The sequence below is a fragment of the Lysobacter sp. 22409 genome (assembly GCF_052045105.1).
GTDB lineage: Bacteria > Pseudomonadota > Gammaproteobacteria > Xanthomonadales > Xanthomonadaceae > Lysobacter > Lysobacter antibioticus_B.
In genome coordinates this window covers 20,262-33,511 of record NZ_JBQEOE010000005.1, presented here as the reverse complement: position 1 = coordinate 33,511, position 13,250 = coordinate 20,262, and the positions used below count along the sequence as shown (strand labels likewise).

Here is a 13,250-nt window from a genome sequence, read left to right as displayed (position 1 = left end):
CGCGCCGGGATTTTTCGATAGGACATCCTTGTCCTATCGAAAAACGGCGCACGTCCTGTGCGCCGCCCTCCGGGTCTCCATCGGTCTCGCCAGTGCATGGCTACGCCAAGCTCTAAATGGCAACGGCAACGACGAATCTCGCTCTAAGGGTAGGAACGACGTGAGCCGCGACCACGAACTGTGGATGGCGACGATACTTCGCAGGCGGCGTCAAGTCCCGGCCTCGGTCGTGGCTTTGGCCTTGGCTGTTGTTGTGCGACGTCTCGCACTAGCGAAGGCAACAGAAGACCCGAAGGGCGGCCTGCATGGATGCAGGCCGTTTTTCATCGGGACAGGGATGTCCCGTATGAAAAAGCCCTGCGTTGGCATCGATCATGCGGGCTTGTGATTCAAAACAAAAGCATTTTTCTTTGGTGACTTTCTTTTGTTGCTTTAGACAAAAGAAAGTTAGCCGCCGCTTTAGTGGCGGAAGCTTTTGGCGTTTGATCCTGATCCTGATCCTGATCTCGCTTGAACGATGCGCGGCGAGATCGCAAGAGCGCGGTCGCGGCTCGCGCCGCTCCTACTCCCGCGAAGGCACGCTGCTTCGATGAGCGATATCGGCGCTGTCGCCTCTGCGCATCCCGCGGTCGCGGCTTGTGACCGGAGGAAATCCAGTAGGACGCCGCTCCTACCCTCAGAGCCCCCACCGCGATGCCACGAACACGAACCAACCCGCGCCACCGGCAACCCCTCAGCGGCGTATCTCGAACCCCGGGTTCTCATTGAGCGAACCATCCGCCTCCAACACCGCGTAACGCTCGCCATCGGGATGAAATACCACCGGAATCGGCTCCAGGAACAGCGGCCGCCGAACGAAACGCAGTTCCCAGCGGAAATGCTCCAGGGTCGTCAACGCGTCCAGTTGCTCGCGGGTCAGCCCTGCGCGCAAGGCCACGGCACTGGCCTGCTCGGTGCCGTTGCGTCGTTCACGGTTGGTCATCGGGTGCCGCTCCTTCAGGAATGCCGTATTGCGCTCTCGCCATGATCTTGCAACGGCATGCGAATGTCACCCGAGCGGCCACTGCCCGCGGGATGCTTCAGCGCCGACGCTCGACGACGAACCCATCCACCGCCACCGATGCTCCCCATCGTGGCGATGCGCCCATGCCGATCCGGATGCCCCAGTCACAGCAGCCCCCGCCGCACCAGTCATTTCGCCCGCATCGTTTCCAGGAATACACGCTGCCCATCACAGTATCGAGCGATGCCCGGCGTTTCGCCCGAGCATCGCACACAGGCGAACGCGATCTCCTACGCAAGCAAGCGAACATGGCGCATTCGTCGCGATGCATTCCATTCGCCGTGGTGCGGTGCCGTGCAGAGGCGTCACACATCCGCGCGACGACAAGATGAATGCGGCGTTCGAAGCAATCCGACCACGCTGTCGTGCGAGCGAGCGCGCAGCTTTGCGCAGCGCAGCTTGTCCGCTTTCGATCCGACGCCTACACTCCGCCGGCCACAGGTGTCCTGCCGCCGTACCGGCGAGCAGGGTGAAACGGGAAGCCGGTGCGAGTCGTCAGACTCCATTCCGGCGCTGCCCCCGCAACGGTAGGCGAGAACACCCGACTCAATACCACTGCGATCTCGCGGGAAGGTGTCGGGGTGATGCGGATCGCTCCGCATCGCTCGCAAGCCCGGAGACCGGCCAGTGGCGGGCATCGCATGCGATGCCATCCTCGGGTGTTGCGGTGGGCAACCGGACGGGCTGGCTCGACGCGGATGTCCGTTGCGTGGAACCGACTTGTCTTGCTCCGCAATCCCCGTCACGCGGGTGAGCGACACGGAGCTGAAACAATGAACGATATGAATCGCGTCGCGACCGAAGTCGCGACGGTCAAGCTGCTGATCGACGGTGCATTCGTCGAATCCCGATCCCAACAATGGCGCGATGTCGTCAACCCGGCTACACAGGCGGTGCTGGCGCGGGTGCCGTTCGCGACTGCGGACGAAGTCGACGCCGCGGTACGTTCGGCGCAACAGGCCTTCAAGAGCTGGCGCAAGACCCCGATCGGCGCGCGCGCGCGCATCTTCCTCAAGTACCAGCAACTGATCCGCGAGCACATGGGCGAGCTCGCCGCGATCCTCACCGCCGAACAAGGCAAGACCCTGGCCGACGCCGAAGGCGACGTATTCCGCGGCCTGGAAGTGGTCGAGCACGCGGCGGCGATCGGCAACCTGCAACTCGGCGAGTTGGCCAACAACGTCGCCGGCGGCGTCGACACTTACACCCTGTTGCAACCGCTCGGCGTCTGCGCCGGCATCACCCCGTTCAACTTCCCGGCGATGATTCCGCTGTGGATGTTCCCGATGGCCATCGCCACCGGCAACACCTTCGTGCTCAAGCCGTCCGAACAGGACCCGCTGGTGACGATGCGCCTGGTCGAACTGGCGCTGCAGGCCGGCGTGCCCAAGGGCGTGCTCAACGTCGTCCACGGCGGCGAAGACGTGGTCAATGCGATCTGCGACCACCCCGACATCAAGGCGGTGTCCTTCGTCGGTTCGACCAAGGTCGGCACCCATGTTTACAACCGCGCTTCGCTGGCGGGCAAGCGCGTGCAGTGCATGATGGGCGCGAAGAATCACGCGGTGGTGCTGCCGGACGCCAACAAGGAGCAAACCCTCAACGCCCTCGCCGGCGCAGCGTTCGGCGCCGCCGGGCAACGTTGCATGGCCGCCTCCACCGCGGTGCTGGTCGGCGAAGCGCGGGCCTGGATCCCCGAGCTGGTCGCGAAGGCGCGCACGCTTAAGGTCAATGCCGGCACCGAGCCCGGCACCGATGTCGGCCCGGTGATTTCCTGCGCCGCGCGCGAACGCGTCGAAAGCCTGATCGCCTCCGGCGTCGAGCAAGGCGCGAGGCTCGAACTCGACGGCCGCAAGCCGTCCGTGCCGGGTTTCGAGCGCGGCAACTTCGTCGGCCCGACGATCTTCTCCGGGGTCGAGCCCGGCATGCGCATCTACGACGAAGAGATCTTCGGCCCGGTACTGATCGTGCTCGCCGCCGACACCCTGGAAGCCGCGATCGACCTGATCAACGCCAATCCCAACGGCAACGGCACCGCCCTGTTCACCCAATCCGGCGCGGCCGCGCGCCGCTTCCAGGAAGACATCGACGTCGGCCAGGTCGGCATCAACGTGCCGATCCCGGTGCCGGTGCCGCTGTTCTCGTTCACCGGCTCGCGCGCCTCCAAGCTCGGCGACCTCGGCCCCTACGGCAAGCAAGTGGTGATGTTCTACACCCAGACCAAGACGGTCACCGCGCGTTGGTTCGACGACGAGACGCTCGGCCACGGCGTCAACACCACGATCAGTCTGAAGTGATGGCCGCCGTCATGAACCTGCAGGCGGTCAGTCCACCGCCATCGCAGCTCGGCGAAGACCAGCTCGCCTTCCGCGAGGCCGCGCGCGATTTCGCCCTCGCCGAACTCGCGCCGCACGCGGCGCACTGGGACGCGCAAGGCGTCTTCCCGCGCGAGGCCATCGGCAAGGCCGGCGAGCTCGGTTTCTGCGGCTTGTACGTCGACGAAGCCGCCGGCGGCTCGGGCCTGACCCGGCTCGATGCGGTGGTCGTGTTCGAGGAACTGGCCGCGCTCGATCCGTCCACGGCGGCGTTCATCAGCATCCACAACATGGCCACCTGGATGCTGACCGCGCACGCCTCGCCCGCCGTACGCGACCTCTGGGGGCCTCGGTTGGCCTGCGGCGAATGCCTGGCGTCGTACTGCCTGACCGAACCCGGGGCCGGCTCCGATGCCGCATCCCTGCGCACCCGCGCCGAACGCGACGGCGATCATTACCTGATCAACGGCGCCAAGGCCTTCATTTCCGGGGCCGGCGCCACCGACATGCTGGTGGTGATGGCGCGCACCGGCGGCGATGGCGCGCGCGGCATCAGCGCCTTCGCGGTGCCGGCCGACAGCGCCGGCATCGCCTATGGGCGCAAGGAAGAAAAACTCGGCTGGAACAGCCAGCCCACGCGCGGCGTGGTGTTCGACAACGTGCGGGTGCCGGCCGCGCATCTGCTCGCCGGCGAAGGCGACGGTTTCAAGATCGCCATGAAAGGCCTCGACGGCGGCCGCCTCAACATCGCCGCGTGCTCGCTCGGCGCGGCCCAGGGCGCACTCGACGCCGCACGTCGTTATCTCGGCGAACGGCGCCAGTTCGGCAAACCGCTCGCCGAGTTCCAGGCGCTGCAGTTCAAGCTCGCCGACATGGCCACGCAACTGGTCGCGGCGCGGCAGATGGTGCATACCGCGGCGCGCAAGCTCGATGCCGGCAGCGCCGACGCCATCGTCTGGTGCGCGATGGCCAAGCGCTTCGCCACCGATGCCGGCTTCGCGATCTGCAACGAGGCCCTGCAAATCCACGGCGGCTACGGCTACATGCGCGAGTACCCGATCGAGCGGCTGCTGCGCGACTGCCGGGTGCACCAGATCCTGGAAGGCACCAACGAAATCATGCGCGTGATCATTGCGCGCCATCTGCTGAACACCGAAGAGGAATTGCGATGAGCCGTGCCGACAAGCAGCACACCAGAAAGGTCTATGACGGACTGAAGCTCGACATCGACGGCCACACCGCCGTCGTCACCCTGAGCAATCCCCCGGCCAACACCTGGACCCGCGACAGCCTCGCCGCCTTGCGCGAGCTGGTGCGCGACCTCGATGCCGACCGCGAGGTCTACGCCCTGGTCGTCACCGGCGAAGGCGAGAAATTCTTCTCCGCCGGCGCCGACCTGAAGCAGTTCGCCGACGGCGACAAGGCCTTGGCGCGCGAGGCCGCACGCCGCTTCGGCGAAGCCTTCGAGACCCTCAGCGCGTTCCGCGGCGTGTCGATCGCCGCGATCAACGGCTACGCCATGGGCGGCGGGCTGGAATGCGCCCTCGCCTGCGATCTGCGTATCGTCGAGGAGCAGGCCCAACTGGCCCTGCCCGAAGCCACCGTCGGCCTGCTGCCCTGCGCCGGCGGCACCCAGCACCTGCCGCGTCTGGTCGGCGAAGGCTGGGCCAAGCGGATGATGCTGCTCGGCGAACGCGTCGACGCCGCCACCGCCCTGCGCATCGGCCTGGTCGAAGAGGTGGTCGGCAAGGGCGAAGCCAAGGCGCGCGCACTGCAGTGGGCCAAGCAGGCCGAGAAGCAGAGCCCGACCAGCGTCGCCGCTTGCAAGGCCCTGATCCAGGCCACCCGCAGCCAGAGCCACGACACCGCCCTGGTGCGCGAGCGCGAGGCCTTCGTCGATCTGTTCGACAGCGCCGACCAGACTGAGGGCGTGCTCGCCTTCCTGGAAAAGCGCGCGCCGCAGTGGAAGAACGCATGAACGCCGTGCTCGAAAACGAAGCAGTCGCCGCGCCGGTCCTGTTCGAAGAACGCGGCACCGCCAACGGGCGCCGCATCGGCTTCGCCACCTTGAACGCAGCGGCGACCTTGAACGGCCTGTCGCTGACCATGGCCGAACTGCTCGATGCGCAGTTGCTGGCCTGGGCCCAGGACGACGCCGTCGCCGTAGTCGTGCTTCAAGGCGCGGGCGAGAAAGCCTTCTGCGCCGGCGGCGACCTGCACGGGCTGTATCGCGGCATGCTGGAGCATCGCGCCAGCGGCAGCCGCGACATCCGCGACAACGTCCACGCGCGCGAGTTCTTCGAGACCGAATACCGGCTCGACCACCGCATCCACACCTACCCCAAGCCGCTGCTGTGCTGGGGCCATGGCATCGTCATGGGCGGCGGCATCGGCCTGATGGCCGGCGCCAGCCACCGCGTGGTCAGCGAGCGCTCGAAGCTGGCGTTTCCGGAAATCACCGTCGGCCTGTACCCGGACGTCGGCGGCAGTTGGCTGTTGAACCGGGTGCCGCAACGCGCGGGCTTGTTCCTGGCCTTGACCGGCGCGCCACTCAACGCCGGCGACGCGATCCACGCCGGCCTCGCCGATCACTATCTGCCGGAAGCGCAACGCGAAACGGTATACGCCGCACTCGCCGCGGTGAACTGGGCCGACGACGGCGACGATGCGCGCCGGCTCAGCGCGGTACTGAAGGGTTGCGCCGAACCCGCCCCACCCGGCCCTTTGCAGCACCACGCGGCCGCGATCGCCGCGGCCTGCGCGCACGACGATCTGCCCGCGGTAGTCGAAGCGATCGCCGCGCTCGACAGCGACGACGCCTGGCTGCAGAACGCGCGCAAGACCCTCGCCGCCGGCGCACCCGGCTCGGCCCGGCTCGGTTACGAGTTGCAGCGCCGCGCCGCCGGGCTGTCGCTCGCCGACACCTTTCGTCTCGAATACACCGCATCCCTGCATTGCACCGCGCACGGCGATTTCGCCGAGGGCATCCGCGCCCTGTTGATCGACAAGGACCGCAGTCCGCGCTGGAACCCGGCCCACCTGGCCGAGGCCACGCCGGCCTGGGCCGAAACCTTCTTCATCGCCCCCTGGCCGGCGCAGGCGCACCCGCTCGCCGACCTGGGCGCCCTCACGGAGACCACCGCATGAGCCGCATCGCATTCATCGGCCTGGGCAACATGGGCGGGCCGATGGCCTCCAACCTGCTCAAGGCCGGCCACAGCCTGCGCGTGTTCGATCTCGCACCGGCCCTCGTCGCCGGCGCGGTCGTGGCCGGCGCCCATGCCGCCATCGACGCGGCCGATGCCGTGGTCGATGCCGAGGTGGTGATCTCGATGCTGCCGGCGAGCCGGCACGTCGAAGGCCTCTACCTCGGCGATGCCGGCCTGCTCGCGCAGATGCCGGCGGGCGCGTTGGTGATCGATTGCAGCACCATCGCCCCGGCCTCGGCGCAGAAAGTCGCCGCGGCCGCGACGGCGCGCGGCCTGCAGATGATCGATGCGCCGGTGTCCGGCGGCACCGCCGGCGCCGCCGCCGGTAGCCTCACCTTCATCGTCGGCGGCGAAGCCTCGGCGCTGGAACGCGCGCGCCCGCTGTTGCAGGCCATGGGCAAGAACATCTTCCACGTCGGCGCCAGCGGCGCCGGCCAGGTCGCCAAGCTGTGCAACAACATGGCGCTCGGCGTGATCATGGCCGCGACCGGCGAAGCGCTGGCGCTCGGCAGCGCCCACGGGCTCGACCCGAAGGTGCTGTCGCAGATGATGGCGGTCAGCACCAGCCGCAGTTGGGCGACGGAAGTCTGCAACCCCTGGCCGGGCGTACTCGAGAACGCGCCGGCCTCGCGCGGCTACAGCGGCGGCTTCGGCAACGATCTCATGCTCAAGGACCTCGGCCTGGCCGCGGAAGCGGCGATGAGCACCGGCGCCTCGATCCCGCTCGGCGAACTCGCGCGCAATCTGTACGCGATGAACAGCCGCGCCGGCCACGGCGGCCTGGATTTCTCCAGCGTGGTCAAGCTGGTTGCGAAAGACCTGTGAGCGCAGCGGCGCTGAGCCCGGGCCGCGAGCGGCTGCGCCTGCCCGGCGACGGCGGCAGGCTGTTGCTGCACTCGTGCTGCGCGCCGTGCTCGGGCGAGTTGATGGAAGCCTTCGTCGAGTCGCAGATCGACTACACGGTGTTCTTCTACAACCCGAACATTCATCCGCTGAAGGAGTACGAGCTGCGCAAGGAAGAGAACATCCGCTTCGCGCAGAAGCACGGCGTGCCCTTCGTCGATGCCGACTACGACACCGACCATTGGTTCGCCCGCGCCAAGGGCATGGAGAACGAACCCGAGCGAGGCATCCGCTGCACCATGTGCTTCGACATGCGCTTCGAGCGCACCGCGCTTTATGCGCACGAGCACGGCTTTCCGGTCATCACCAGTTCGCTCGGCATCTCGCGCTGGAAGAACATGGAGCAGATCAACGGCAGCGGCCACCGCGCCGCCGCGCCGTACGAGGGCCTGGTCTACTGGGATTACAACTGGCGCAAGGCCGGCGGCAGCCAGCGCATGATCGAGATCAGCAAGCGCGAACAGTTCTATCAGCAGGAATACTGCGGCTGCGTGTACTCGCTGCGCGACAGCAACCGCCACCGCAAAGCGCAGGGACGCGAGCGCATCAAGATCGGGCTGATGTATTACGGTAACGACGGCGGCGATTGAGCCACGGCCGCGGGTGCCGGCCGTTCCGCTGCGAACGGCTTCGCTGCTTACTCGACGATGCCGTGCAGGTTGCCGGAGAAACTGGCGCGGTCGCGATCCTCGGTCAGCGAGTACAGGCCGTAGCGCTTGTTCAAACGCGCGCCGTTGTCGCGGATGCCCGGCGACCAGGCGAAATCGGCGCGGCTGCGGCTGGAACGCTGTCGCGCCAGGTCGAACGGAACCGACAGATACAGGCCGCGGTCGAAACCGCCGTCGCCGGGCTGGCGCGGCGAGTACTCGGTGAAGGTCGCATAGGCGCCCATGCGCACGCCGTTGTTGAATTGGCGCGAGACGTCGACGGTCGCGCCCCAGTCGCGCGCCAGGTAACGCCCGGCGCTGACCTTCAAGCTGATGTCCTTGTAGCCGGTGTCGATGTAGGCGCTGACATGGCCGGTGACGGTGCGATAGCGGCGGAACGAGAAATCCTGGTCGAAGCTGCGCTGGCGCACCCAGTTGACGTCGGCGCCGATCGCCCAGCGCTGCCCGAACGGCCGGTACAAAGTCTCGGCGCCGGCGCCGCCGTACATGCTTTCGAGCATGCCGACATAGGCCATGCCGTACCAATCGGCGCCCAGCGAGCCGGCCGCGGTCAGTTGCAGCTGCGGCATGGTCACGCGCGAGGACGTCACGTACTCGCGCACGTCGCTGCGCACGCGCGGCAAGGCCGTGACCGGGCCGCCGTCGTAGCGGTCGTAGTTGTCGGCGATCAGGGCCTCGATGCGACCGCTCAACCACAGGTTCGATGCGAACCGGTAGTCGGCGTCGTAGGCCATGCCGATCTTGTACAGGGCGGCGGTGTCGGGCGCACCGAGTTCGTGACCGACGCTGAGGCCGAACCCGCCGTCGTAGCGGTCCAGCGGCGCCCGATACAGCAGCTCTTCGCGACGCGCCTGCGGGCGGTTGCGCTCGACGCCGAGGCGGAAGGTCTTGAGGTCGGCCTCGCCATCGAGCAGTTCGCCGAAGCGTTCGCGCTGCACGCTGGTCTCGACCACTTCCATGCCGGCGCGGGTCGAGACCAGGGTGTACCAGTCGACCGAGCCATCGACTTGGTTATCGAGGATGCGAGCGGTGCGGCCAAGGCCCTTCGCCGAATGCCGATAGCGGGTCTGCTCGCCGGTGACGAACAATTCGCTGCCGCGCCGCGAGATTTTGCTGACCCTCACGCCGGCGTTGTCGTACAGCTCGCGGCTGACCTGTTCCCAGTCGACCTGCTCGGGCGCGGCCGGCTCGGGCCACGTCTGCGTCGTTGAGGCTGGTGTCGTCGCGATTGGCGGCAGACCGGTTTGCGGCGTTACGCCGGCCTCGCTAATCGCGGTGAGCGGAGCGAGACCCGGGGACGGTGCCGCCTGCGGCAACGGCGGCGAAGCGGCGCTCGTCGCTGCGATCGCCCCCGAAACGAGCGCGGTCGGAGCCGCCGGTCCTGCAGCGGCGGTCGCCGAGGCGGCCGGCACGTGCACTGACGCGGCTGCCGGCGTAGCCGCCATCGTCGGAATCGCCGGCGCATCGTCGTAACGACGTGCGACCGGCGGCGGGTCCTTGGCCTTGATCGGTTCGGCCAGGCGGGCCGCGTTGGTGTGCAGGGTCAAAGCGAACGAGGCGGTATTGCCGCGCTGCAGGCCCAAGCTCAGGTCGAGATGGCGATTCGGGCGATAAACCACGCCGACGTTGAAGGGCGAACTCTGCTTGATGCGGAGCGGCCCGGGCTCGTGCCGGTAGTCGTTGCCGTCGTATTCGACTTTCACTTCCCAGGGCTTGCCGGCCGGGCGATAGGCCACGCCGCCGAACACCGCGGCGCGGCCGTGAAAGTAGCGTGGTCGGTCGAACTGATAGCGGGCATCGGAAAAACCGCTGCGCGAAGGACGATGGTCGAAGCGATCGTCGAGCGCCGACAAGGGATTGGCCAGGTTGCCGCGCGCGCCCAGATTGCCCCAGGCGACGCCGAGGCTGGCGTCGACCGGGCCGAAGCGCTTGTTGGCGACCACATATTCGCTGGAGAAGTAGCGCTTGCCGGCGATGTCGCGCGCACCGACCGCCACCTCCGGCAGGTAGCGGCTCTCGCGGCTCAGGCGGATCTTGGCGTCGAAGGCCTTGGCCGAGTTCGAACGGCCGCCGTCCGCGACCGGCGCGGCGTCGTTGTCGAAACGGGTGTAGCGGAAGCTGCCTTCCAGCCACGACAAGGGCTGGGCGGTGAAGTTGTAGCGCGAGTACGGCTCGACCCGGCTGACCGACAGCGCGAGTTCGCCTTCGTCGGCCATGCGCGCAGTCGGCGTCTGCCACAGGCCGGCGCCGCCGAAGTCGCCCTGGGTCGGCGCCTGATCGCCGGCATGGGCGAAGCGCGCGGCCAGCGTGGCGACGACCAGCAGCGCGATCTGGCTGTGGCGCGGAGGCGGTCGGCCGGTATTCAGAACGGCCTCGCATCGGCCGCGGAGGCATGGGCCGCGACCGCTTCGGCTTGCGGCGCTGCACCGCCCGCCTCGGGCAAGGGTTGAGTGGCCAGGAACTCGGCGTATTCGCGATTGAGGTCGGGCGCGGTCCGCCGCACACGCCGGTCATCGATCGGTACGTAGATCGTCGTGCCCGGCGCCAGGCGCAGGGGCTCGCCGCGATTCCACAGGGCGATGCCGTACTCGCTCACCCGTCCGTCGGCTTGGACCAGATAGACCCAATCGCGGTCGGCTTCGGCCGTCGCCGGGCAATCGCCGAGATAGTCGCGGACGCCGCGCCAGCTCGCATACGGCAGTACGCAATCCTTGCCGACCGCGCCGACGATGCGAAGCGACTTCGGCAGTTCGGGATAATGCAGGCGGTCGCCCTCGGCGAGCGGTGCATTGTTCGCCCGCTCGCTTTCCAGCGCTTTCGGATCGAGCGAGACGATGCGACGTCCGGTCGCCGGCATCGCCCGCACGCCAGCGCTCATGCGTTCGGCGAGCGCCAGCAGGCCCTCGTCGTTGCGCGCGCTCGCCTCGGCGATCACTTGCGACAGATCGAACAGGACGCCGGTCTTGAAACGGCGCTGCGCTTCGACCAGGCCAGGACGCAGCCAGGCCGCGCCGGCCACATAGGCCTGCGGCCGCACCCGCGCCGCCAGCACGGCATCGCGCAGGCGCGCTTTACCCGCATACACCTGCTCGCCGGGATGCTCGACCGCACCGCTCACCGAAACCCGTGTCTGCGCGCCGGCCGAGGCGCCGCACAAGGCAAGCGATACGAACGCCGCCAGCGCGAATCGCGCAGCGGGCGCGCAGAGCAACGCACGGGCGAACGCAGGCGTCCGAAGGAATCGGCCGCCCACGAGCCCTGCATTGGTGCTGCGATTACCCATCCGCTCGATCGCCTTACTGCTCAAACCTGCCGGCTCAGCGCTCGAGCAGGTCCTGCGTGTTCGCGGAGTTGTTGAGGATGTTGGAGAACGGCAACAACTGGTTGACGAATCTGTTCCAACGCGTCACCCCGGCCGGCCCGACGAACACCACGTCGCCGGCCCGCACCGTGAACTGGCTGGCCAAGGCGTACGACGCCGGCGACTTGGCGCTGAGGTGATAGATCTTGGCCGGCTGTTTCTGCATGTCCTCGACGCCGCGGATGACATAGACCGCATCGCCCTTGGCGGTCAGCGGATTGAGGCCGCCGGTGCGCCCGAGCGCCTGCGACAGGGTCATGTCGCTGGTCTTGAAGTTGATCGCCATCGGCCGGATCACTTCGCCGACCACATAGACTTCCTTGCGGTCGTTGTACGGCAGATAGATATGGTCGCCGGCCCTCAGATAAATGTCGGGCGCGATCTGCTTGCCGCGGTTGAGCGCGTCGAGATCGATGCGGTAGTGCTGGCCGGCGCGCGTCAGCACCAGGCCGGACAGGTCCGCGCGCAAGGGGTCGATGGTGGCGCTGCCGATGGCCTGCGACAGGGTCAGCGGCGTGGCGGTGATCGACTGGCGCTCGGTCTTCACGAACGCGCCCTGTAAGGTCACGCGCTGGCTGCCGTAGTCGATGATGCTGACGTCGACCTGCGGGCTTTCGATCACCTGGGCGATCTTCGCGGTGATCAAGGTGCGCAGTTCGTCGATGGTCTTGCCCTGCGCCTGCAGGGAGCCGATATAGGGATAGAACAGCGTGCCGTCGGGCCCGACCATGCGGCCGTTGGCGGCGGTCTGTTGCTGGGTGCCGGCCGGCGAAGTCAGTTCGGGGTGGTCCCAGATGGTGATGTAGAGGGTGTCGCCGGCGCCGATGCGGTAAGGCTCGGGCTTGTAGCCCAACAACTCCGCAGGCACTTCCGCCACCGGCGCGTCGGCCTTGTCCATCGCCAGCAGCTTCGGCGTGATCGGCACGATCTCGACGTGGTCCTCGTCGAGGGACGCGTCGCTCACGAACTGCTTCGGGCTCATGTGTTGGCCGGGGGCCAACATGCAGCCGTTGAGTCCGACGACGGCGGCGGCGATCGCCACCCAGCCAGAAAGCTTTCTCATATGCGATTCAGTCTCTCGATGTCGCGGGCGCGGACAGCGCGCCGGACGGGTTCGTACATCGGCCTGTCGATGGACGGCCGACTTCATGGATGTCGATGGGGAGGTCGTTGAGTCGGCCGGTGCCGACGTGGCCGCGTCAGAGAACCTTGCCGGTTCGATTAACGCGATGGCCGCCGGCACGCGCACCCGATTCGGGCTGCAGCGCTGCGGCGGACGAAGGGCCCGGGCGATCCGGCGCGGCCCAATGCGTTGCGGAAGGCGAAGCCGGGGGCGCGATCGGGTGGAACGGCGCGGTGGCCTGCGGCAACAAGGGCGAGGTACTTCATGAGACGTGGGCTCCTAGCGGATACGATCGTTAGCAGTGCAGTCCCCTGTCCGAAGTATAGCGACAGCGCGCGGCGATTGGCCCCTCGCCGTTCACGCGCATTCGGGCAAACGGTACCTGATCACGTTTTTCGCGAGCGCGCGATACGGCGCGAAGCGGCCGCAACGCTCGCAGCAAGGCCTTGCGCGCCTTGCGCATACGCCATATCGCGCTGGCGATGTTCAGCGAAGGCTTAAGTTTCGCGTTGCGATACGTGACCGCATCGCCGATCCTCCATCGCCGATGCAATTCGCGTTGCACACGTATGACATCGCCGACGAGCGGCTTCGACAGAAGCGGGCGT

At 67.6% G+C, this 13,250-nt stretch carries 11 protein-coding genes and 1 riboswitch; of the genes, 7 read left to right on the top strand and 4 right to left on the bottom strand.

Translation table 11 applies throughout. From position 1 onward, the window contains the following. The coding region (locus tag ACTJJK_RS04020; RefSeq protein WP_440729530.1) for a hypothetical protein at nt 1-388 on the top strand (388 nt) is incomplete at its 5' end. A 345-nt stretch (nt 389-733) separates the two neighbouring features. Here ACTJJK_RS04020 and ACTJJK_RS04015 read toward each other — a convergent pair. After that, entirely contained in the window at nt 734-982 is a 249-nt protein-coding gene (locus ACTJJK_RS04015) for a hypothetical protein (RefSeq protein ID WP_031372798.1), read from the bottom strand. Nucleotides 983-1,485: 503 nt separating this feature from the next. Next, a riboswitch (cobalamin riboswitch) is annotated at nt 1,486-1,706 on the top strand. 139 nt (nt 1,707-1,845) lie between these two features. Here ACTJJK_RS04015 and ACTJJK_RS04010 point away from each other — a divergent pair. The 6 genes from ACTJJK_RS04010 to ACTJJK_RS03985 are packed head-to-tail and all read left to right on the top strand — an operon-like array spanning nt 1,846 to nt 8,080. Beyond that, nucleotides 1,846-3,360: a CoA-acylating methylmalonate-semialdehyde dehydrogenase gene (locus ACTJJK_RS04010; protein WP_440729614.1), complete on the top strand. Its 1,515-nt coding sequence runs from the start codon at nt 1,846-1,848 to the stop codon at nt 3,358-3,360. An 11-nt stretch (nt 3,361-3,371) separates the two neighbouring features. After that, the gene (locus ACTJJK_RS04005; protein ID WP_440729613.1) at nt 3,372-4,550 is read left to right on the top strand and encodes an acyl-CoA dehydrogenase family protein; all 1,179 of its coding nucleotides are present in this window, start codon (nt 3,372-3,374) and stop codon (nt 4,548-4,550) included. After that, nucleotides 4,547-5,356, top strand: coding sequence for an enoyl-CoA hydratase (locus tag ACTJJK_RS04000; protein WP_440729529.1), 810 nt, complete (start codon nt 4,547-4,549; stop codon nt 5,354-5,356). Before ACTJJK_RS04005 ends, ACTJJK_RS04000 begins: the two co-directional genes overlap by 4 nt. Next, nucleotides 5,353-6,525, top strand: a complete 1,173-nt coding sequence (locus ACTJJK_RS03995) for an enoyl-CoA hydratase/isomerase family protein (RefSeq protein ID WP_440729528.1) — start codon at nt 5,353-5,355, stop codon at nt 6,523-6,525. Before ACTJJK_RS04000 ends, ACTJJK_RS03995 begins: the two co-directional genes overlap by 4 nt. Beyond that, complete coding sequence (gene mmsB, locus ACTJJK_RS03990; protein ID WP_440729527.1) at nt 6,522-7,412, top strand: 3-hydroxyisobutyrate dehydrogenase; 891 nt, start codon at nt 6,522-6,524, stop codon at nt 7,410-7,412. Before ACTJJK_RS03995 ends, mmsB begins: the two co-directional genes overlap by 4 nt. Further along, on the top strand, nt 7,409-8,080 hold the full coding sequence (locus ACTJJK_RS03985) for an epoxyqueuosine reductase QueH (protein WP_440729526.1): 672 nt from the start codon (nt 7,409-7,411) through the stop codon (nt 8,078-8,080). The genes mmsB and ACTJJK_RS03985 overlap by 4 nt, the downstream gene beginning before the upstream one ends. 47 nt (nt 8,081-8,127) lie before the next feature. On the opposite strand, the gene ACTJJK_RS03980 is transcribed toward ACTJJK_RS03985, so the two are convergent. From ACTJJK_RS03980 to ACTJJK_RS03970, 3 genes are all read right to left on the bottom strand, one after another. Beyond that, nucleotides 8,128-10,464, bottom strand: coding sequence for a YjbH domain-containing protein (locus ACTJJK_RS03980; protein WP_440729612.1), 2,337 nt, complete (start codon nt 10,462-10,464; stop codon nt 8,128-8,130). A 56-nt stretch (nt 10,465-10,520) separates the two neighbouring features. Then, nucleotides 10,521-11,276, bottom strand: coding sequence for a capsule biosynthesis GfcC family protein (locus tag ACTJJK_RS03975; protein ID WP_161786132.1), 756 nt, complete (start codon nt 11,274-11,276; stop codon nt 10,521-10,523). Between the two features lie 199 nt (nt 11,277-11,475). Beyond that, nucleotides 11,476-12,582 carry a polysaccharide biosynthesis/export family protein gene (locus ACTJJK_RS03970; protein ID WP_031372790.1) on the bottom strand — a complete coding sequence of 369 codons (1,107 nt, stop codon included), beginning with the start codon at nt 12,580-12,582 and terminating at the stop codon, nt 11,476-11,478. Nucleotides 12,583-13,250 lie beyond the last annotated feature (668 nt).